The organism is Nocardiopsis sp. CC223A, assembly GCF_030766825.1.
In the GTDB taxonomy this organism is placed as follows: domain Bacteria; phylum Actinomycetota; class Actinomycetes; order Streptosporangiales; family Streptosporangiaceae; genus Nocardiopsis.
In genome coordinates this window covers 21,045-41,122 of record NZ_JASFDV010000031.1, presented here as the reverse complement: position 1 = coordinate 41,122, position 20,078 = coordinate 21,045, and the positions used below count along the sequence as shown (strand labels likewise).

Below are 20,078 nucleotides of genomic sequence, written 5' to 3'. Positions count from 1 at the left end.
TTCACCCTCGCGTCGCCGGTCCCGGCCGCCAGTGGGGCAGGGCTCGCCGCGCCGTCTCCGCGAAGGAGTGGGGGTCCTGGTCGGCGCACCCCTGCGGCAGCGCCCCGACGACCGGCCCCGCGCCCATCGTCGGCAGGTCGCCCAGATTGCACCGCATCGCCAGATCGGGCTCTGTCGGCCACGAACCGATGACCACCCCGGCCGGGCGCAGCCCCCGCGCGCGCAGCGCCTCGGCGGTGAGCGCCACCTCGTTGAGCGTGCCCAGCCCGGCCCGCGCCACGACGAGGACGGGGGCGTCCAGCAGCACGGCGACGTCGGCCAGGGTCTGGCCCTCGGCGTTCAGCCGCACCAGCAGGCCGCCGGCGCCCTCGATGAGGACCAGGCCGTGGTCGCCCTCCAGGGCGCGGGCGGCGTCGGCGACGCCCTCGGCGCGCACCGGGGGCAGCCCCGCACGGGCGGCCGCGGTGGCGGGGGCCAGCGGCTCGGGGTAGCGGGCCAGTTCGACCGGGGTCACCGAGGGGACCAGGGCGGCGACGGTGTGCACGTCGCCGGGCTCGCCCCGCCCCACCCCGGTCTGGGCGGGCTTGAGCACCGCGACCCGGCCGCCGGCCACGGCGGCCAGCGCCGCGGTCGCCACGGTCTTGCCCACACCGGTCCCGGTGCCGGTCACCACGAGGATCATCGGGACGCCTCCGCGGCCGCCACCATGCCCGCCGTCACCGCGGCGACCTCCGCGTCGGTGCACACGTACGGGGGCATGGCGTAGACCAGGTTCCGGAACGGTCGCAGCCACACACCCGCCTCCAGGGCCGCGCGGGACGCCTCGCGCATCCTCACCGGCTCCCGGAGTTCGATCACCCCGATCGCGCCGCGCACCCGGGCGCCGGGGATCCCGGCCAGCCCGGCCCGCAATCCGCGTTCGACGCGGGCGACGGCCTCCCGCCAGCCCGACTCCAGCAGCAGCCGGACCGAGGCGACCGCGACGGCGCAGGCCAGCGGGTTGGCCATGAACGTGGGTCCGTGCGCCAGCACCGGCACCTCGCCCCGGGCGATCGTGCCCGACACCCGTTCCGTGCACAGCACCGCGGCCAGGGTGAGGTAGCCGCCGGTCAGCGCCTTGCCCAGGCACATGATGTCGGGCGCGACCCCGGCGGTGTCGGCGGCGAACAGGTCCCCGGTGCGCCCGAACCCGGTGGCGATCTCGTCGAAGACCAGCGGCACGCCGTGCTCGTCGGCCAGGGCCCGCAGGTCCTTCAGGTGCCGCGGATCATGGAAGCGCATGCCCCCGGCGCCCTGCACCAGGGGCTCCACGATGATCCCGGCGAGCTCGCGGGAGTGCCGCGCGGCCAGGGCGGCCACCTCGTCGGTGTGCCCGGGGTCGTACTCGGCCGGCGGCGCGGGCGCGAACACCTGCCCGGGCAGCACGTCCCCCCACAGGGCGTGCATGCCGCCCTCGGGGTCGCACACGCTCATGGCGTGGAAGGTGTCCCCGTGGTAGCCGCCCCGCCAGGTGAGGAACCGGCTGCGGCCCGCCTCCCCGCGGGAGCGGTGGTACTGCAAACACATCTTCATGGCCACCTCGACGGCGACCGAACCGGAGTCGGCGAGGAACACGTGGCGCAGCGGTTCGGGGGTGATCTCCACCAGCAGGTCGGCCAGTTCGGCCGCCGGGCCGTGGGTGAGCCCGCCGAACATCACGTGGCTGAAGTCGTCGGCCTGTGCGCGCAGCGCGGCGTCCAGGACCGGGTGGCGGTAGCCGTGGATCGCCGACCACCAGGAGGACATGCCGTCGACGACCTCGTGTTCGCGCTCCCCGTCCCACAGGCGCAGCCGCGCCCCCTGCGCCCCGGTCACCACCAGGGGCGGTTCGGCGGCGGGCAGGGTCGCGTAGGGGTGCCACAGGTGGGCTCGGTCGACGGAACGTATCCACTCAGGCGTCATGTGGTCCCATTTTTCCGGCACGGGGCGCGGACCGGATCCGTGCAGACCTACCAGGTTCGGTGTCCGAACTTTGTGGGCTTCCACCGGTGACGCGGGGGGCGGGCACCGGGCAGAGTCGGTAGCGCCTCCCTGGCACGAGGACCGGACCGCCCCAGCGGGATTGGCCGCCGCTGGGTCGGTCCCTTCGTGCACCGGCCCTCCCCGTCGTCCCACCCCCTCGGAGTCACGCGACGCCCCGTTCCCCGCACCGAAGGAGCACCCGCCATGGACGGCACCGCCCTGTTCCCGCCCCGCCGCCCGTGGACGCTCCGCTCCCGGAGCGCGGGACCGGCCTCCGGGCCGACGGGTCCGTCGGCACCGCACCCCTTCTCCTGGCTGTCGCAGGCCGCCCGGGCGCGGGCCCGGTCGGGCCTGTCGCGCCGGGTCGTGCCGCGCCCGGCCGCCGAGGACGTGCTGGACCTGGCCGGCAACGACTACCTGGGGCTGCTGCGCCACCCGCGGGTGACCGCCGCCGCCGAGGCGGCGCTGCGGCGCTGGGGCACCGGTGCGGGCGGTTCGCGCCTGGTCACCGGCGACACCGAGCTCCACCACGAGCTGGAGCGTGAGCTGGCCGACTTCGCCGGGACCGAGTCGGCCCTGGTGTTCTCCTCCGGCTACACCGCCAACCTGGCGATGCTCACCGCGCTGACCGCCCGGGTGCCCGGGTCAGGCGCCGACGCCCCGGCCCCGCTGCTGGTGTGCGACCGCCACAACCACGCCTCCCTGATCGACGCCGCCCGGCTGGCCCGGGCGGGCGGTGCGCGGGTGGAGCTGTTCGACCACGGCGACCCGGCCGCGGCGGCGCGCGTCCTGGAGTCCCACGGGGGCGGCCCCGGGTCCCGGTCCCTGGTCGTCAGCGACACCGTCTTCTCCGTGGACGGCGACCTCGTCGACACGGCCGCCCTGCACCGGGCGGCCCGGGCGGCGGGCGGCGCCCTGCTGTTGGACGACGCGCACGGGTTCGGCGTGGTCGGCCCGGGCGGCCGGGGCGCGCCGGCCGCGGCCGGGCTGTCCCCGACCCCCGACGACGTGGTGGTCTCGGTCACCCTCTCCAAGGCGCTGGCCGCCCAGGGCGGTGCCGTGCTGGGCCCGGACCGGGTGGTCCGGCACCTGGTGGAGACCGCCCGCACGTTCATCTTCGACACCGGGCTCGCGCCGGCCTCGGCGGCCGCGGCGCTGGCCGCGCTGCGCCTGCTGCGCTCCGAACCCGAGCGTGCGGAGGCGGTGCGCGAGAACGCCCGGCTGCTCTGCGCCGGCCTGCGCGAGCACGGCCTGGAGGCGACCTCCCCCGACGCCGCGGTGGTGTCGGTGACCGCGCCGTCCCCGGACGCGGCGGTGCGCTGGCGGGCCCACTGCCTGGCCGCCGGGGTGCGGGTGGGCTGCTTCCGTCCGCCGTCGGTGCCCGACGGCCGCTCGCGCCTGCGGCTGACCGCCCGGGCCGACCTCACCGGAGCCGAGATCCGCAGGGCCGTGGGCGTCATCGCCGCGGGCCGCCCCGGGTAGTCTCAAGGCCGAGACAGACCATCGGAGAACAGGGGAGGCGGTGGCGGCGGTGCCCACCGGTGACGAGGTGCCCGGAACCCCCGGGGAGACCCCGGACCCGGCCCCTCCCGAGAACACCGGGAGTGGGCCCGAGGAGACCGCCGCAGGCACCGGGAACGGCGGGGACACCGCGCCGGCCCCGCGCCGCCGGACCCGGCTGCGCACCCGGATCGCCGTCGGCGTGTCCCTGGTGCTGGTCCTGTGCCTCATCGTCACGCTCACCGTTCCCGGCGGCCGCGACTCCCTGCGCTCCCTGTGGTGCGAGATCACCGGTGGCGTGTGCCCGGCCCAGGAGCTGCCCCCGATCACCGAGGAGGAGCAGACCGACTGGCGGGAGCGGGTGACCCCCCTGGACGGTGCCCTGTGGGGCAACTACGTGGCCCTGGGCGACTCCTACTCCTCCGGCGACGGCGCGGGCGACTACGCGCCCGAGACCGCGGTGCCCGGCGGCTGCTGGCGCTCGTCCAACGCCTACGCCTACCTCATCGAGGACGAGTTCGACTTCGCCGGTTCCCTGGCCTTCTACGCGTGCAGCAGCCACAGGGGCTGGCAGATGCTCGACGAACTGGGCACCCCCGAGTCCCAGATCGAGCGGGTCACCGCGCACACCTCCCTGGTGACGCTCGGGATCGGCGGCAACGACCTGGGGTTCATCCCGGTGCTGCGCACCTGCATGGTGCGGATGCCGCTGCTGGAGAACGGCGTCTGCACCGAGCAGGAGGAGGACATCGACAAGCGGATGCGGCAGTTCGAGGAGACCCTGGGCACGGTCATCGCGGAGATCCGCGAACGCGCCCCCGACGCGCGCCTGCTGGTGCTGGGCTACCCGCGGCTGTTCCCGGAGGAGCCGTCGGCGATGTACTACACGCTGACCGTCGACGACCAGCTGTGGCTCAACGGGGTCGCCGAGCGGTTCAACGAGCGCATCCGGGACGCGGTGTACCGGGCCGACGGCGACGTCTACGGGTCCCGGGGCACCGGCAGCGTGGAGTACGTCAACACCTTCTCCGCGTTCACCGGCCACGAGGTCAACGCCGAGGAGGCCTGGCTGAACGGGATCGTGCTGGGCCGGTTCGGCGAGGGCCTGAGGGTGGACCGGGCGACGTTCCACCCCACCGCCCAGGGGCAGATGTCGATCGCCGAGCGGGTGCGCCTACAGATCGTCGAGGGTCCCGAACGTGTGCTGTACGTGTCGCGGGAGACCCTGGAGCGGGTGGACGAGTCGCTGCTGTACACCGAGTTGGGCGGACCGCTGGACCCGGTGCACGAGCCCTCGGGCGAGCCCTCCGCCGCCGCGTCCTCCTCCGAGGAGCCCTCCGCGTCGCCGTCGGAGTCCCCCGACGCGGACGCCCCCGTCAACGAGGCGGGCGGCTGACCGTACCCCGGCCGAACGCGGCGGAGCCCGCCCCCGGGCCGGGGGCGGGCTCCGCGCGTGGCTCCGCGGGGCGGTCAGCGCCCGGCCCGCAGGTCCTCCAGCACCTCGGCGAACCGGTCCAGACCCCAGTTGAGGTCCTCCTCGCTGATCACCAGCGGCGGTGACATGCGCACGGTGGAGCCGTGGGTGTCCTTGACCAGGACACCGTTCCTCGCCAGCCGCTCGCACATCTCCTTGCCCGAGGCGAGCGCCGGGTCCACGTCCACGCCCGCCCACAGGCCGATGCTGCGCACCGAGACCACGCCCTTGCCGACGAACTCCTCCAGGCGGCGGCTGAACACCTCGCCCAGCTTGCGCGCGTTCTCCAGGTAGGGGCCCTCGGTCAGCATCCGGACGACCGTGTGCCCCACCGCCCCGGCGAGCGGGTTCCCGCCGAAGGTGCTGCCGTGCTGGCCCGGCTGGATGACGCCGAGCACGTCCTCGTTCGCGACCATCGCCGACACCGGCAGGATGCCGCCGCCCAGCGCCTTGCCGAAGAGGTAGGCGTCGGGGACGACCCCGCTGTGCTCGCAGGCCCGGATCGTGCCGGTGCGGCCCAGGCCCGACTGGACCTCGTCGGCGATGAACAGGACCCGGTTGTCGTCGCAGATCTCCCGCACCCGCGGCAGGTAGTCCAGCGGCGGGACGATGACCCCGGCCTCGCCCTGGACCGGCTCGATGAGGACGGCGACCGTGGTGTCGTCGATGGCCGCCTCGATGGCCGCGGCGTCGCCGTAGGGCACCGAGCGGAAGCCCGGCGTGTACGGGCCGAAACCGGTGCGGGCCTCGGGGTCGGAGGAGAAGGAGATGATCGTGGTGGTGCGTCCGTGGAAGTTGGCCCCGGCCACGACGATGGTGGCCTGGTTCTCGGGCACCCCCTTGACCTCGTAGCCCCACTTGCGGGCGACCTTGATACCGGTCTCCACCGCCTCGGCGCCGGTGTTCATCGGCAGGACCTTCTCCTTGCCGACCATCCGGGACAGGGCGTCCACCCAGGGGCCGAACCGATCGTTGTAGAAGGCGCGGCTGGTGAGGGTCACCCGGTCCAGCTGGCGGTGGGCCGCGGCCAGCAGGTCGGGGTTGTGGTGTCCGAAGTTCATGGCCGAGTATCCGGCCAGGCAGTCCAGGTAGCGCTCGCCCTCCACGTCCGTCACCCAGGCCCCGCGGCCCTCGGCGATGACGACGGGCAGGGGGGCGTAGTTGTGCGCGGAGTGCTCCTGTGCGAGCGCGATGTGGTCCGCGCTGGAGAGTGCGGGTGTGTCGTGTTCGGGAAGTGTCGCGCCGGGGTTCCCGGCGTCGCCTGCCTGCCCCAGGTTCTGGGTGTTGCTCATCCAACCGCTCCGATCACCATTGACCGATGTCAGACACTAGATACCCACCGAGGGGCCCGGTAGAGCCCCCGCCGGAGAGTCCCCAAGAGTTGAGCAGATGACCCGGTGACCCCACAAGGGGTGAGGTGTGTCACAGGCGCACCGTCGGGCCCGAAATCCGGGTGTCACACCAACCCCGGACAGCCCGTGGAGCAGGGCCGTCCGCCCCCTGTGACCGGGCCCGTGAGGTGGGGTGATGCGGTCCACACCCCCGGTGGCGATCGGGTCCCTTCCCGACGGGTACGGTCGGCACACAAGTCATCGACGCGTCGGCCGGAACCGGTCGGCGCCGGCGTTCCGCCGCGAGCCCCGTGCCGTGGACGGTGGCGCCGCATCCGCCGTAGAGGGAGGCCGCCCGTGCGTTCATCGCCCGGACCCGCCGCGCCGCAGACCGCCGCGCCGCCCGCGACGGCCGATCCCGACGCCGCGTTCTCGCTGACCCGGCTGTTCGACGCCGTCGCCGACGCGGTGCCCGAGCGGACCGCCCTGGTCGCCGGGGGGCGCGTCGTCTCCTACGCCGGGCTGCGCGGACGCGCGGACCGGCTGGCCCGGCACCTGGCGGCCGCGGGCGTGCGCCGCGGCGAGCACGTGGCGATCCTGTCCTTCAACCGGGCCGAGTGGGTGGAGTCGTTCCTGGGGGTGCTGCGCGCGGGCGCGGTGCCGGTGAACGTGAACTACCGCTACGTGGCGGGCGAGCTGCGCCACGTCCTGGCCGACTCCCACACGGTGGCGCTGATCGCCGAGGAGTCCCTGGCCGCGACGGTGGCCCGGGTCCGCCCCGACCTGCCCCGGCTGCGCCACGCGGTGCTGCTGGAGGACGGTGCGGAGCCCGCGGCGCGCGAGGCCGTGCGCGCCGCCTTCCCCGAGGCCGTGGGCTACGAGGACGCGCTGGCCGCGGCCCCGCGGGAGCAGCCGCTGCCGCCGACCTCGGGCTCGGACCACTACCTGCTGTACACCGGCGGCACCACCGGCTACCCCAAGGGTGTCCTGTGGCGGCAGGCCGACATCTTCCGGGCGGCGGTCGAGCGCCGCTCGCCCGGTGCCCCGCGCGCCCGCTCCCCCCGCGACGTGGCCGAGCGGGCCCGCGCCTGCTTCCCCCAGCGCATGCTGGTGCTGGGGCCGCTGATGCACGCCGCCGGGCAGTGGAACGCGCTGAGCATGCTGCTGTGCGGCAAGCGCGTGGTGCTGTCCACCGACCGCAGCTTCCGCGCCGAGCGGGTGGTGGCGCTGGCCCACCGCGAGGGCGTGCACACGCTCCAGGTGGTGGGCGACGCGATGGCCCGCCCGCTGGCCCGGCACCTGCTCACCGAGCCCGGGCTGTGCCCCGAGCTGTCCGCGGTGCGCTCGGGCGGAACGCCGCTGACCCCGCCGGTGCGCGGCCTGTGGCGGGCCTGGCGCGAGGACATCGCCCTGGCCGACTCCTACGGGGGCTCGGAGACCGGGGTGTGCGGTTCGGCGATCGGCCCGGACGCCGGGGGCGGTTCGGAGCCGCTGACCGGTTCCCAGGACGGCCGCAGCTTCACCATGGGCGGCAGCATCGCGGTGCTGGACGAGCGGTTGCGCCCGCTGCCGCCGGGGTCGGCGGTGGTCGGCCGCATCGCGCGGACCGGGCGGATCCCGCTGGGCTACTACAACGACCCGATCGCCACGGCGCGCACGTTCCCCACCGACGGCCAGGGGCGCCGCTGGGCGCTGTCGGGCGACTTCGGCACCCGGGCCGGGGACGGGTCGATCGTGCTGCTGGGGCGCGGCAGCGTCGTCATCAACACGGCGGGCGAGAAGGTGTACCCCGAGGAGGTCGAGGCGGCGCTCAAGGCCCATCCCTCGGTGGAGGACGCCATCGTGGTGCCCGCCCCGGACGAGCTGCTGGGGCAGCGGGTCACCGCGCTGGTGTCGCTGGCCGCGGGCGCGGCGCCGGACGAGGCGGGCCTGCTGGCGTTCTGCCGGGTGCGGCTGGCCGGGTTCAAGGTGCCCCGGACCGTGCACTTCGTGGACCGGGTACACCGCACCGCGGTCGGCAAGCAGGACTACCGGTGGGCGTCGTCGGTGGTGCAGGGCGTCATCTGAGGGGTCCGGAAGCGATCCTGTGGAGTCCCGCGGTGCCGTACCGCGGGGCTCCTCCTTTTTCGGTTCCTGTTCGGTTGTATCTCTGTGCGACCGAAACACGAACATTTCCGGCGGAACGCCTGTCGGCCCCGGCTCCTCGCCCCGTGCGCCCCGACGGCACGGGGCGGAGCGACCCGCGCCCCGTCCCCGCGGCCGCCCGCTGCGGCCGTTTCCGCGCCCCCGCAGGCCATTAGACTGGCATTCCGCCCCACAGGCGCTCCCCGCCGGACGCGGGCGCACCGCGACTCCGGCGCTCGCCGGCGGATCACACCACCGTGTACGGCGACACCGTTTTCTTCACTCCCCCGTCGGGCTCCGCCCCCGCGCAGCCCGACGGCACCCTTGTCAGAACGGAGGAAGGCGCTCCTCACCCCCTCGGCTCGGGGCCGCGCCCAACGACCAGATGGCCAAATCAGTAGGCTCCTACCTCTTCAACGCGGTGCGAGGAGGCGCGGTCGGCGCCTCCGAGGCCCTCCCGGGCATCAGCGGCGGCACCGTCGCGCTGATCGTCGGGCTGTACGACAAGCTGATCGGCGGTGCCGGCCACATGGTGAGCGGCATCAAGCGCTACGTCACCGACGTGCCGCGCGGCCGCGGACCCGAGCGGGCCCGGGAGCAGTTCCGGATGGTCGACTGGAGCGTGCTCGTCCCCGCCCTGATCGGCATGGCGCTGTTCCTCGTCGGCGCCGCGGTCGTCCTCGCCCCCCTGGTCGAGGCGTACCCGCAGTACGCCTACGCGATCTTCTTCGGCCTGGTCCTGGCCTGCCTGTGGGTCCCCTACACCGGTTCGGGCAAGCCCTGGCGCCCGTGGCACTACCTCGTCGCGCTGGTCTTCGCCGCGGCGGCCTTCGGGGTGACCGGACTGCCCGGGGCGAACCTGCCGACCCACCCCGTGATCGTCTTCTTCGCGGCGGCCGTCGCGATCTGCGCCCTGGTGCTCCCCGGCCTGTCGGGCTCCTTCATCCTGCTCACCATGGGGCTGTACGAGCCGACGATCAACGCGGTGGGCGACATGGACTTCGTCTACCTGGGCGTCTTCGCCCTGGGCGCCCTCACCGGCCTGTCCCTGTTCGTCAAGCTCCTCCAGTTCCTGCTGGAGAACTTCCACCACATGACCCTGGTCGTCCTCACCGGGCTCATGGCCGGATCCCTGCGCGCCCTGTGGCCCTGGCAGGACGAGGACCGGGCCTTCGTGGCACCGACCGACGTCCCCGTCACCGTGGCCCTCATGGTGCTCGGCTTCGCCGTCGTGGTGGCCGCCATCGTCTGGGAGCGGCGCAAGCTGGACCGCGAAGCGGCCCGCGGCGAGTCCGCGCCCGTATCCGCCTGATCCCGGGCCCGTCGGCCCCTCTGCCAAGGGTCCTCACGATCCTCAGGGTGCGGCGCACCCAGAGCACGCCCACCGCCTGACCGCCGCACCGGCGGTCTCCTGAACCGCAGGCCCCGTGGGGGCCCGCACGGCGCGGGGTGCCGGGGCGCGACCGACCGGTCGCGCCCCGGCTGAGAGCACACCCGTCGAACCTGCCCTAGTTAGCACTAGCGAAGGAACGCCCATGAGCGCGTACAACATCGTGTCCATCGCCGGCAGCGACCCCAGCGGGGGCGCCGGTATCCAGGCCGACCTCAAGGCCTTCTCCGCCCACGGGACGTTCGGGATGAGCGTGATCACCGCGCTCACCGCCCAGTCCACCCGGGGGGTCACCGGGGTCCACCCCGTCCCCGCCGACTTCGTGGTCCGCCAGATGGACACCCTCTTCTCCGACGCGACCGTGCACGCGGTCAAGGTCGGGATGCTCGGCACCGCCGAGGTCACCGAGGCCGTCGCCGCGGCGATCGGGCGGCACGGGCTGCCGAACGTCGTGGTGGACCCGGTGATGGTGGCCAAGAGCGGCGACCGGCTGCTGGAGGCCTCGGCCATCAAGGCGCTGCGCACCGAGCTGCTGCCCCGCGCCGACCTGCTCACTCCCAACCTGCCCGAGGCCGCCGACCTGCTGGAGGAGGCCGAGGCGACGGACCTGGCGGGGATGCGCGACCAGGCCCGACGCCTGCTGGAGCTGGGTCCGCGCCGGGTGCTGCTCAAGGGCGGGCACCTGGCGGGCGGGGAGAGCGTCGACGTGCTGGTGTCACGGGACGGCGAGGACCGGGAGTTCTCCGCGCCCCGGGTGGCCACCCGCAACACCCACGGCACCGGCTGCACCCTGTCGTCGTCCATCGCGGCGCTGCTGCCGCAGCGTCCGGATCCGGCCACCGCCGTGGCCGACGCCAAGGCCTACCTCACGCAGGCCCTGCGCCGCGCCGACGAGATCGACGCCGGTGGCGGCCAGGGCCCCGTCCACCACTTCCACGCCTGGTGGTAGCCCCCGGGGGACACGGACACGCAGGAGGGGGACCGGCCGTCGGCCGGTCCCCCTCGTGTACCCGTCCCGGGCGGCGACGATCAGCCCTTGACGTCGTCCATCAGCGCGTCGGGGTTCTTCCAGTCCGGGTGGGCGAAGAACTTCCTGGTCTCCGCCACCACGATCGGCGACAGCACCAGCAGGCCCACCAGGTTGGGCAGCGCCATCAGGCCGTTGGCGATGTCGCTGAACAGCCACACGGAGTCGAGGTCGGCGACCGCCCCGATGAAGATGACGATGATGAACACGATCCGGTAGGGCAGCACGAGGCTGCGGCCCGCCAGGAACTCGATGCACCGGTCACCGTAGTAGGACCAGCCGAGCAGGGTGGTGAAGGCGAACACCGCGACGGCGATCGCGACGACCAACGCGCCCGCCGGGGCCAGGGCCGGGCTGATGGCCCCCAGGCCCTCGGTCATCGCATCACTGGTGAGCAGGGAGCCGTCCTCGGCGTTCTCGCCCTGCCAGACACCGGTGGTGATGATGACCAGGCAGGTCATGGTGACCACGATGATGGTGTCGATGAAGGTCTGGGTCATCGAGACCATGGCCTGGCGGACCGGCTGGCGGGTCTTGGCCGCGGCGGCCGCGATAGCGCCGGTGCCCAGGCCCGACTCGTTGGAGAAGATACCGCGGGCGAAGCCCATCTGGATGGCGATCAGCACGGTGGAGCCGGCGAAGCCGCCGGCGGCCGCCGTGCCGGTGAAGGCGTCGGTGACCACGAGCAGGATCGCGGGCGCGATCTGCGCCCAGTTGACCGCCAGGATGACCAGGCAGATGGCCACGTAGCAGATGATCATGATCGGCACGAGCGCGGAGGCGACCCGGCCGATGCTCTTGATGCCGCCGAGGATGACCGCGCCGGCCAGCAGCATGAGGATGAGGCCGATGATCCAGGTGTCGACCCCGGTCACGCTGTTGACCTGCTGGGCGACGGTGTTGGCCTGGCTGCCGTTGCCGATGCCGAAGGCGGCGATCGCACCGAAGACGGCGAAGAGCACGCCCAGGGTGGCGCCGAACTTCCCACCGATACCGAGCTTGAGGTAGTACATCGGGCCGCCGCTCTGCTCGCCCTTGGCGTCGGTGCGGCGGAACTTCACGCCCAGCAGGGCCTCGCTGTACTTGGTCGCCATGCCCAGGAAGCCGACGACCCACATCCAGAAGAGGGCGCCGGGGCCGCCGATGCCGATGGCGAGCGCGGCACCGGCGATGTTGCCGACGCCGACGGTGGCCGCGAGGGCCGTGCTGAGCGCCTGGTAGTGGGAGATGTCCCCCTCTACGGACTCGTCCTCCTTGCGCCGGACGAGTGCCAGCCACAGGGCGTGCGGCAGCTTGAGGAGCTGGAGAAGGTTCAGGCGGACGGTGAGGAAAAGGCCGACGGCGAACAGCAGCGGGATGAGGACGAAGGGTCCCCAGATGATGCCGCTGATGAGGCCGGCCATTTCAAGGAGCTGGTCCACGGGGGATCTCCCTGTCGATCGGTGGATGGTGCCGAGGACGCCACCGGTGTCGGCGCGGGGGGCGGATGTCCTCGGAGGTGCGTCGCCACTGGTGGTGGCCCTGCGTTATCGGCAAAGAATTGCAGTGGTGCGTAACGAACGCATCACACACTTTCCACATGCGGGTCTCGTCGGGAACCGGAGCGGTCATCGCCGCGTTCTCCGCCCCCCGGGAGTGTCATGCGTCACTTCCGTCATCGTTCCCGGCCCGGCTCAGGGCTAGTCCGCTCAGCAGCCGCGCCGTCTCCTCCGGGTCGGCCCCGCGCCCCACGGCGATGCCCAGCAGGTAGGCCGTGAGCGGCGCCGCCGGGCGGGCGACGGAGTGCGCGGCGTCCTTGGCGAGGTCGAGGATGCGGTCCACGTCCTTGCGGTCCATGGACTCGGTGTCCGGAAGCCCGAGTGCGACGCGGACCTCATCGGCCCATTCCACGAGAGTCACCGTTCCACTCCTCAGAGCAATGATTCGATCACGTGATGCGATCTTAGCCACCGACGGGTCATCTGCGGGCAACCCGCGGGCGGGGACACCGTCCGTGGCCCGTCACCGCTCGCTCGGTGAGCCCACGCTCGCACGACGCGTCCGGTTCCCTCCGCGCCCCATCCGGGTTCACCTGCGCCTTCTAGCGTCGAAGACACGTCCCCCCGGCGTTGGGAGCCGCCCGCATGTCCCCCCTCGACACCTTCCGCGATCCGATCCCCGCCCCCGCCGACGGGCAGCGTCCGCTGCGCGTCGCGATCGTGACCGAGTCCTTCCTGCCCCAGGTGAACGGGGTGACCAACTCCGTGTGCCGGGTCGCCGACCTGTTGGCCGCCCGGGGCCACCAGGCGCTGATCCTGGCCCCGGGGCACCACGGCCCCACCCGCTACGCGGGCTTCCCGGTGGTGCGCACGCCCTCGGTGCCGCTGCCCGTGTACCGCGACTTCGCCCTGGGCCTGCCCGCCCGGCGCACCCTGACCACCGCCATCCGGTCGTTCTCCCCCGACCTGGTCCACCTGGCCTCGCCCGCCCTGATGGGCCTGGCCACGGTGGAGGCGGCCCGCCGCTGGGCGCTGCCGACGGTGGCGGTGTTCCAGACCGATCTGGCGGGTTTCGCCCGGCGGTACGGGCTGCCCGGGCACGAGCACCTGTGGTCGGGGCTGCGCCGCGTCCACGCGGCCGCGGACCGCACGCTGGTGCCCTCCTCCGCGACGATGGAGGCCCTGTCCGCCCGCGGGTTCCCCCGGCTCGCCCTGTGGCGGCGCGGGGTGGACGCGGAGCGCTTCCGGCCGGAGCACCGCGACGAGGAGCTGCGCCGGGCGCTCGCCCCCAACGGGGAGGCGATCATCGGCTACGTCGGGCGGCTGGCCAAGGACAAGCGCGTCGACCTGCTGGAGCACGTGCTGAAGCTGCGCGGCGTGAAGGTGGTCGTGGTCGGTGACGGCCCGGAGCTGCCCCGGCTGCGGCGGCGGCTGCGCGGCGCGGTCTTCACCGGCCAGCGCACCGGCAACGACCTGTCCCGGCTGTACGCCTCCCTGGACCTGTTCGTGCACACCGGGGCCGACGAGACGTTCTGCCAGGCGGTGCAGGAGGCACTGGCCTCGGGGGTCCCGGTGGTCGCCCCGGCCGCGGGCGGCCCGCTGGACCTGGTGGAGGACGGCGTCAACGGGCTGCTGTACGCACCGGATTCGGTGCGCGAGCTGCGGGTGGCGGTGGGGCGGCTGGCCCACAACCGCGCCCTGCGCGCCGACCTGGCGGGCCGGGCCCGGGCGTCGGTGGAGCACCGCACCTGGGATGCGGTGGGCGACGAGCTGCTGGCCCACTACCGGTCGGTGCTGGCCTCCAGCCGCGAGCTGGCCGCCGAGGAGCCCCCGGCCCTGCCCGCCCGCTGAAGTCCCCGTCCGGCGAGACCATCACGGACGACGGGGCCCTTCCCCCGACCCGACCCCCGGGGAAGGGCCCCGTCCAGACCTCCCAGTGCACGGGGTCGGCGGATGCCTTCGTGCGGCTCGGCGCTTGCGCCGGGTGCGGGAAGCGGCCCTCAGGCGATCTCCGACGAGACGACCGGCGAGGTCCGGCCCGGGGTCGGCCGTCCTAGCGCAGACGGCGTGGCGAGAGGCCGCCCCGCGACCGTTCCCCGGAATGATCCGCCGAACACGTCTAGTGCACGGGTTCGGCGACCGCCCGCGGGAGCGGCTGCGGCACCACCGCGGACGCCGGGGCCGCCGACAGCGCGTCCAGCACCTCGGCGAGCCGGTCCAGGTGGGCGCGGATCCAGGGCAGCGCCAGCGGGTCGGTGGCGGCCAGCGCCGTGTAGCGGCGCTCCTCGGTGTCCCCGTACAGCAGGCTGGTGGCGACCCGCATGCGCAGGGCCCGCGGCCCCTCCCCGAACTCGACGGCGGGCAGCACGCCCATGCCGAAGCGCTCCAGCAGCAGCCCGGTGAGGGCCGGCCCGGTGGTGACGCCGTGCAGCCGGGCCAGCCGCTCGCGCATCGGATCGAAGTCCGGGTAGAGGTAGAACGCGGCCCGCGGCGGGGCGACGGTCGCCCCCGCTCCGGTGAACACGTCCGTCACGGCACGGGCGACGATCCCGTGCAGGCGGCGGCTGCGGTCGATGTGGTCCACCAGCTCCGCGGGTTCCGTGAAGGCGTGTGCGGCGGCCTCCTGGACCGGGGCGGCCGGGCTGGACCAGATCTCGCTGGCCACACCGAGCAGGCCGCCGCGCAGCCGGTGCCCGATCGCGGAGTCGGGCAGGCGCAGGACCCCGATCCGCCAGCCGCCCAGGGCGAGGTTCTTGCTCAGCCCGGTGGAGATGACGGTGCGCTCGGGGGCGAACTCGGCGGGGCTGTGCACCCGGACGGGCTCCGCGCCGGGGCCGACCGGGTGGACGAGGTCCCGGTAGATCTCGTCGGAGATGATCACCAGGTCCAGTTCGCGGGCGACCTCGGCCAGGCGGCGCACGGTGTCGCGACTCGCCACCGTACCGGTCGGGTTGTCGGGCAGGGTCGCGATGACCGCGTTGACGGTGCGCCCCTCCTCGCGGGCCGCGGTGACGGCCGCGTGCAGCAGGTCGGGCTGGGGGACGCCGCCCTCGCCGCCGCCCGCGGTCGGGACGAGCAGCGGGCGGGCGCCCACCAGGCGGCTCTGCGCGGCGTAGCTGACCCAGCTGGGCGCGGCGATGGCGGTGTCGCCGCCCAGTTCCAGCAGGAGGCTGTACAGCAGCGGCTTGCTGCCGGGCCCGGCGATCACCATGCCGGGGTCGGTGGGCAGTCCGCGGCGCTCCCAGTAGCCCGCGGCGGCCTCGCGCAGGACGGCGACCCCGGCGACGGGGCCGTAGGCGTTGGCGCCGTTCCCGGCGGTGAGTCGGTCGCGCATGACCGGGTGGACCGGCAGACCGGCTTCGCCGAACCCCAGGGGCAGTACGCGCACCCCCTGGCGGCGCTTCTCGGCGAGGGCTTCGTTGACGGCGAGGGTCGCGGAAACAGTGACGGTCATGTGACGACTCATCTCCGGCTCAGGGTCGGGCGTGCGGCCGCCGTTCGCGGTGGCGGCCTCTCGTTCCTCAGCCTGCCCAGCCGCAGCCTTCAGTACAAGCGCGTCTTTTCGATGCTGAGCGTAAGCTGTTCTTATGCTCGATCTCCGCCGCCTCCAGGTCCTGCGCGAGTTCTCCGTCCGGGGCACGATCGCGGCCACCGCAGCGGCCCTGGGGTACACGCCCTCGGCCATCTCCCAGCAGTTGTCCGCCCTGGAGAAGGAGACGGGGGTGGCGCTGCTGGACCGCACCCCGCGCGGGGCGGAGCTGACCGATGCCGGCCGGCTCCTGGTCGTCCAGGCCGAGGACATCCTGGCCCTGGTGGAGGCCACCGAGTCGATCCTGGCCGAGCAGGCCGACGTGGCCCTGGGGGTGGTGACGGTGACGGCGTTCCCGACCGCCGCCGTGGCGTTCGCCCCGCTGCTGGCGCCGCCGCTGCGCCGGCACGAGGAGATGCAGCTGGTGCTGCGCCAGACGCTGCTGTCGACGGGGACGGAGAAGGTGCGCTCACGCGAGGTGGACATCGCCCTGGTCGACGACTGGAGCGGCCAGCACCCGGGGCGGGGCGCGGACAGCGGGCTGCGGCACGTGCACCTGCTGCGCGACCCGATGGTGCTGGCCGTCCCGCAGGGGCACCGGCTGGCCGACCCGGGTGAGCCGGTGGTGCTGGAGCGGCTGTTGGGCGAGTCGTGGATCGTGGCACCCGAGGGTGAGCGCTCGCGCTACGGGACCGACCTGCTGCTGGCGGAGGTGGGCGGGCTGCCCGCGGCCGCCTGGGAGTTCGAGGGGCTGGGCACGGTGCTCAGCCTGGTCTCGCGCGGCATCGGGATCGCGGCGGTGCCGTCGCTGGCCATGGTGGGCGCCCCGGCGGGGCTGGTCCACCGCACGCTGCCCGGGCGGGTCCCGGCCCGGCACGTGTACGCGGTGGTGCGCCCGGCCTCGCTGCGCCGCCCGGCGGTCCAGGTCACCCTCCAGGCACTGCGGGCCGCGGCCGGGACCGTGGCCGGGGAGCTGAAGGAGCTCACCGACCGCCCCTCCTGAAGGCCCCCGTCTCCCCGCCCGCACGGCCGCCGGCGTGTCGTCGGCACCGACCGCGCCCGGCGGGACCCCACCGACCCGGCCACATCCACAGGACCGACCGGTGGACGAACAAGCTCACCGACCACCGACCGGCGGGCACATCCGCGACCCGGACACGAACCGATCCGGCCCGACGACGAAACCGCGAAGACGACGCCCGGCCGGGCAGGGAGACCGCCAGGACCCCACCGACCCGGCCACATCCACAGGACCGACCGGTGGACGAACAAGCTCACCGACCACCGACCGGCGGGCACATCCGCGACCCGGACATGACGGTGGCCCGGCCGTTCGGCCGGGCCACCGTGGCGCTCCCCGCTCCGGTGTCCCTCAATCGTCCTCGTCGCAGTTCCGGCGCCGCATCCGTTCGACGCGGCGGCGGAGTCTGCGGCAGACGTGCAGTGCGCGGTCCCGGTCGTCCCGGGCGTTCCACCACCGGGCGTAGGCCTCCAGCCGGCGTTGTCGCAGCGCCTCCAATTCGGCCTCCATGCGGGTCACCCGGTGCTCCAGGTCGATGCGTTCTCGTTCGAACGCCGACATGTCGCGCTCGTGGAACCCGGCTTCGCGTTCGGCGTCGAGCAGTCGGTCGTTGAGGGCCTGGTTCCCGTCACCGCCGCGGGTGATCCTGCCGAGGCCGCTCCGTCCATTGATCCCTTCGAACCACACACCCCATGTGTTTCCCGAGCCACACGGATATCACCGTCAGCCACGCAAAGAATGCGGAAAGTGGCAAAGCGCTGATTGTTCGCAATACAGACAAAGCCGACAAATATTCCTGCGGTTCGCCGACTGCGCCTTGACCGCCCTCAGGCGGCCAGCCGCTCCAGGTGCGCGGGCCGGGGCGCCGCAGGCAGCAGCCCCCGGTAGACCTCCTCGAACCGCTCCAGCGAGCGGTGGTGGTCGTGCCGCGCCGCCAGCTCCCGGCTGGCCTCCCCCATCGCCGCCCGCGCCCGCCCCGAGCCCAGCACGGTGAGCAGCCGGTCGGCCAGCGGCCGCGGTTCGCCGGGCGGGAACAGGAACCCGTTGCGCCCCTCCTCCACCAGGTGCGGCAGCGCCATGGCGTCGGCGACCACCACCGGCAGCCCCGTGGACATCGCCTCCAGGGTCGCGATGCTCTGGAGCTCCGCCACGCTCGCGATCGCGAACACGTCCGCCGCCGCGTACACCAGCGGCAGGTCGTCGTCCGGCACGAACCCCAGGAAGAACACCCGGTCGGCGACGCCCTCCGCGACCGCCAGCGCCCGCAGGCGCGCCTCGCAGCGGCCCAGACCGGCCAGGGCCAGCTGGACGTCCCGTTCCCGGGACACCAGGGCCAGCGCCCGGATCGTGTCGTCGATCCGCTTCTCCTCGTCCAGCCGACCCACGAACACGACGGTCTCCCGGTCCGGCAGGCCGAACTTCTCCCGCAGCGCGGGCCGCTCCGCCGGACGCGGGTGGAAGCGCTCCAGGTCGATCCCGCACGAGATCGGCTCGACCTCCCCGGCGAACCCCTTCTCCCGCAGCAGCGCGGCGGCCCGCGGGGTCGGCGTGGTCACGTGGTCGGCCTCCCCCGCCACCCGCACCATGTCCCGCCAGGCCAGGTCGCCCACCGCCGTCCGCATCACCCCGGGGATCCGCGCGTGGGCGTACAGGTTGTCCGGCATGAAGTGGTTGGTCAGCACCACCGGGATGCCCGCCGCGCGGCCCCTGCGCATCGCCGTGCGGCTCAGCGTGAAGTGGCTCTGCGCGTGGACGACGTCCGGGTCCAGGCGCTGCACCAGGCGGGCGATGTGGCCGCCCATGCCCAGCGGCACGGCGGCGCGCATGTCGGTCTGCTGTAGGGGGATCGGCGCCGACCGGAGCCGGTGCTCCAGCACCCGGCCGTTGCGGCGCACGTACGGGTCGCCCTCGGCGGAGGGGCACACCACGTGCACCCGGTGTCCGCGGTCCGCGAGCCCCTCGGCCAACCGGTGGGTGAAGTATCCGGCCCCGTTGACGTCGGGCGGGTAGGTGTCGGTGGCGATGAGGACGCGCAGCGCTCTGGACTGGGCCATGTGTGGAACTCCTTCGTTCAGCGGTTGCGGGTGCGGGCCGTGCTCGTGTGCGTGCGGGCCCCCTTCGCTTCGGGGTTGCGGTGCCGGGTCCGGGCCAGGGCGATGGTCCCGGCCATCGCCAGGGCCGTGAAGGCGAGCGCCCCCACCTGGGCCGTGAGCGTCTCGGGGGCGCCCTCGCCCAGGAGGAGCGCGCCGATCGCCACGCTGACCACGGGGTCGGTGATGAGGAGGGTCGCGTAGGCCGCCGCGAAGTGGCCGGTGCGGTAGGCGTTCTGCATGAGCAGCCCGCCGAAGACCGCCAGTACGAGGGCGAGCACGCTCAACAGGCCGAAGACGGTCGTCCAGTCGACGACCGCGTTGGCGGTGATCACCCGGGCCAGGCCCGAGGTCGCGCCCAGCGCCGTGCCCCCCGCCAGCGCGAGCATGATCCCCCGGGCGCCGCTGCGCATCCAGTGCGCGGTGAAGAACACGGCCAGGCCGAAGAAGAGGGTGGCGCCGGTGAGGATCAGGGCGGCCCGGGTGGACATGACCGGCAGGTCGGCGCCGTGCGGGAACGTCCAGAGCACGCCGATGAGGCCGACCATGACGGCGACCCCGGCGATGACCTGCGAGGTCCGTACCCGCTGGTGGTTGAACAGCGCCGACAGGACGATGGCGAACAGCAGCCCGGTGACGCCGATCGGCTGGATGATGGTGAGCGGTGCGCTGCTCAGGGCCAGCAGGTGCAGGCACGCGCCCGCGCCCGCGGCCAGGGTGCCCAGCAGCCAGCGCGGCTGGCGCAGCAGGTGCAGCAGGAACCCGGTGCGGGCCACCTGTTCCCCGGGGGCGCGCACGGCGTCGCGTTCCTGAAGGGCCGAGCCCAGGGCGAGCGCGAAGGCCCCCGCGACGGCGATGAGGACGGACCAGACCACCGTCACCACCGCCCGGGGGCGGACCGCTCCGGTCCCATCGTCGCCTGCGCCACTCTCGTCGTCTCCTCCCGGCGCCCGGGCGGCTCCGGGCGCGTCCAACAACGCTACGGACGGGGCTCCCGCTCCGGCGATGGCGCCAGCGCCCCTCTTGGGGTATGGCCCGCACCCCGCCCCCTTCGGGGGTTCTCCTCCCCCAGCATCCACCGGAGGCGGCCCGCAGGCGCTTTTCGGCGGATCG

General features: G+C 73.9%; 16 protein-coding genes and 1 riboswitch. Of the genes, 7 read left to right on the top strand and 9 right to left on the bottom strand.

The features are described from left to right. Position 1: 1 nt before the first annotated feature. A complete protein-coding gene (bioD, locus tag QJS33_RS14815) occupies positions 2–682 on the bottom strand; it encodes a dethiobiotin synthase (RefSeq protein WP_306368551.1) in 681 nt (226 codons plus the stop codon). Then, positions 679–1,941, bottom strand: a complete 1,263-nt coding sequence (locus tag QJS33_RS14810; protein ID WP_306368550.1) for an adenosylmethionine--8-amino-7-oxononanoate transaminase — start codon at positions 1,939–1,941, stop codon at positions 679–681. Before QJS33_RS14810 ends, bioD begins: the two co-directional genes overlap by 4 nt. A gap of 264 nt (positions 1,942–2,205) precedes the next feature. Between QJS33_RS14810 and QJS33_RS14805 the strand changes: the two genes are divergently transcribed. Together QJS33_RS14805 and QJS33_RS14800 are read left to right on the top strand one after the other, a co-directional pair. After that, positions 2,206–3,483: an aminotransferase class I/II-fold pyridoxal phosphate-dependent enzyme gene (locus QJS33_RS14805; RefSeq protein WP_306368549.1), complete on the top strand. Its 1,278-nt coding sequence runs from the start codon at positions 2,206–2,208 to the stop codon at positions 3,481–3,483. Between the two features lie 49 nt (positions 3,484–3,532). Continuing rightward, on the top strand, positions 3,533–4,897 hold the full coding sequence (locus QJS33_RS14800) for an SGNH/GDSL hydrolase family protein (RefSeq protein ID WP_306368548.1): 1,365 nt from the start codon (positions 3,533–3,535) through the stop codon (positions 4,895–4,897). A gap of 74 nt (positions 4,898–4,971) precedes the next feature. Here QJS33_RS14800 and rocD read toward each other — a convergent pair whose 3' ends face one another. After that, the gene (rocD, locus tag QJS33_RS14795) at positions 4,972–6,267 is read right to left on the bottom strand and encodes an ornithine--oxo-acid transaminase (protein ID WP_306368547.1); all 1,296 of its coding nucleotides are present in this window, start codon (positions 6,265–6,267) and stop codon (positions 4,972–4,974) included. A gap of 396 nt (positions 6,268–6,663) precedes the next feature. Here rocD and QJS33_RS14790 point away from each other — a divergent pair, with 396 nt between their 5' ends. From QJS33_RS14790 to thiD, 3 genes are all read left to right on the top strand, one after another. Next, positions 6,664–8,373 carry an acyl-CoA synthetase gene (locus QJS33_RS14790; RefSeq protein ID WP_306368546.1) on the top strand — a complete coding sequence of 570 codons (1,710 nt, stop codon included), beginning with the start codon at positions 6,664–6,666 and terminating at the stop codon, positions 8,371–8,373. Positions 8,374–8,815: 442 nt separating this feature from the next. Then, positions 8,816–9,742, top strand: a complete 927-nt coding sequence (locus tag QJS33_RS14785; RefSeq protein WP_306368545.1) for a DUF368 domain-containing protein — start codon at positions 8,816–8,818, stop codon at positions 9,740–9,742. Positions 9,743–9,865: 123 nt separating this feature from the next. Next, a riboswitch (TPP riboswitch) is annotated at positions 9,866–9,977 on the top strand. Continuing rightward, on the top strand, positions 9,966–10,769 hold the full coding sequence (thiD, locus tag QJS33_RS14780) for a bifunctional hydroxymethylpyrimidine kinase/phosphomethylpyrimidine kinase (RefSeq protein WP_306368544.1): 804 nt from the start codon (positions 9,966–9,968) through the stop codon (positions 10,767–10,769). (Overlaps the previous riboswitch by 12 nt.) A gap of 80 nt (positions 10,770–10,849) precedes the next feature. On the opposite strand, the gene QJS33_RS14775 is transcribed toward thiD, so the two are convergent. Then, positions 10,850–12,268: a sodium:alanine symporter family protein gene (locus QJS33_RS14775; protein ID WP_306368543.1), complete on the bottom strand. Its 1,419-nt coding sequence runs from the start codon at positions 12,266–12,268 to the stop codon at positions 10,850–10,852. 217 nt (positions 12,269–12,485) lie between these two features. Then, on the bottom strand, positions 12,486–12,746 hold the full coding sequence (locus QJS33_RS14770; protein WP_306368542.1) for a DUF6457 domain-containing protein: 261 nt from the start codon (positions 12,744–12,746) through the stop codon (positions 12,486–12,488). A 224-nt stretch (positions 12,747–12,970) separates the two neighbouring features. On the opposite strand from QJS33_RS14770, the gene QJS33_RS14765 reads away from it, so the two are divergent. Next, positions 12,971–14,176: a glycosyltransferase family 1 protein gene (locus QJS33_RS14765; protein WP_306368541.1), complete on the top strand. Its 1,206-nt coding sequence runs from the start codon at positions 12,971–12,973 to the stop codon at positions 14,174–14,176. 268 nt (positions 14,177–14,444) lie between these two features. Here the strand turns inward: QJS33_RS14765 and QJS33_RS14760 are convergent, their stop codons facing one another. Beyond that, a complete protein-coding gene (locus tag QJS33_RS14760; RefSeq protein ID WP_306368540.1) occupies positions 14,445–15,779 on the bottom strand; it encodes a pyridoxal phosphate-dependent aminotransferase in 1,335 nt (444 codons plus the stop codon). 133 nt (positions 15,780–15,912) lie between these two features. Between QJS33_RS14760 and QJS33_RS14755 the strand changes: the two genes are divergently transcribed. Next, positions 15,913–16,857: a LysR family transcriptional regulator gene (locus tag QJS33_RS14755; RefSeq protein ID WP_306368539.1), complete on the top strand. Its 945-nt coding sequence runs from the start codon at positions 15,913–15,915 to the stop codon at positions 16,855–16,857. A 369-nt stretch (positions 16,858–17,226) separates the two neighbouring features. Here the strand turns inward: QJS33_RS14755 and QJS33_RS14750 are convergent, their stop codons facing one another. The 3 genes from QJS33_RS14750 to QJS33_RS14740 form a co-directional block, all read right to left on the bottom strand. After that, positions 17,227–17,562 carry a hypothetical protein gene (locus tag QJS33_RS14750; protein ID WP_306368538.1) on the bottom strand — a complete coding sequence of 112 codons (336 nt, stop codon included), beginning with the start codon at positions 17,560–17,562 and terminating at the stop codon, positions 17,227–17,229. Between the two features lie 140 nt (positions 17,563–17,702). Next, positions 17,703–18,929 (bottom strand): glycosyltransferase, encoded by a 1,227-nt coding sequence (locus QJS33_RS14745; protein ID WP_306368537.1) that lies wholly within the window; start codon positions 18,927–18,929, stop codon positions 17,703–17,705. A 17-nt stretch (positions 18,930–18,946) separates the two neighbouring features. Next, positions 18,947–19,849, bottom strand: coding sequence for a DMT family transporter (locus QJS33_RS14740; RefSeq protein WP_372339663.1), 903 nt, complete (start codon positions 19,847–19,849; stop codon positions 18,947–18,949). Positions 19,850–20,078: the final 229 nt, after the last annotated feature.

Bases quoted from the DNA above. Each gene is read 5' to 3' on its own strand.
- bioD (WP_306368551.1), bottom strand. From the start codon at position 682: ATGATCCTCGTGGTGACCGGCACCGGGACCGGTGTGGGCAAGACCGTG.
- QJS33_RS14810 (WP_306368550.1), bottom strand. From the start codon at position 1,941: ATGACGCCTGAGTGGATACGTTCCGTCGACCGAGCCCACCTGTGGCAC.
- QJS33_RS14805 (WP_306368549.1), top strand. From the start codon at position 2,206: ATGGACGGCACCGCCCTGTTCCCGCCCCGCCGCCCGTGGACGCTCCGC.
- rocD (WP_306368547.1), bottom strand. From the start codon at position 6,267: ATGAGCAACACCCAGAACCTGGGGCAGGCAGGCGACGCCGGGAACCCC.
- QJS33_RS14785 (WP_306368545.1), top strand. From the start codon at position 8,816: ATGGCCAAATCAGTAGGCTCCTACCTCTTCAACGCGGTGCGAGGAGGC.
- thiD (WP_306368544.1), top strand. From the start codon at position 9,966: ATGAGCGCGTACAACATCGTGTCCATCGCCGGCAGCGACCCCAGCGGG.
- QJS33_RS14765 (WP_306368541.1), top strand. From the start codon at position 12,971: ATGTCCCCCCTCGACACCTTCCGCGATCCGATCCCCGCCCCCGCCGAC.
- QJS33_RS14760 (WP_306368540.1), bottom strand. From the start codon at position 15,779: ATGACCGTCACTGTTTCCGCGACCCTCGCCGTCAACGAAGCCCTCGCC.
- QJS33_RS14755 (WP_306368539.1), top strand. From the start codon at position 15,913: ATGCTCGATCTCCGCCGCCTCCAGGTCCTGCGCGAGTTCTCCGTCCGG.
- QJS33_RS14745 (WP_306368537.1), bottom strand. From the start codon at position 18,929: ATGGCCCAGTCCAGAGCGCTGCGCGTCCTCATCGCCACCGACACCTAC.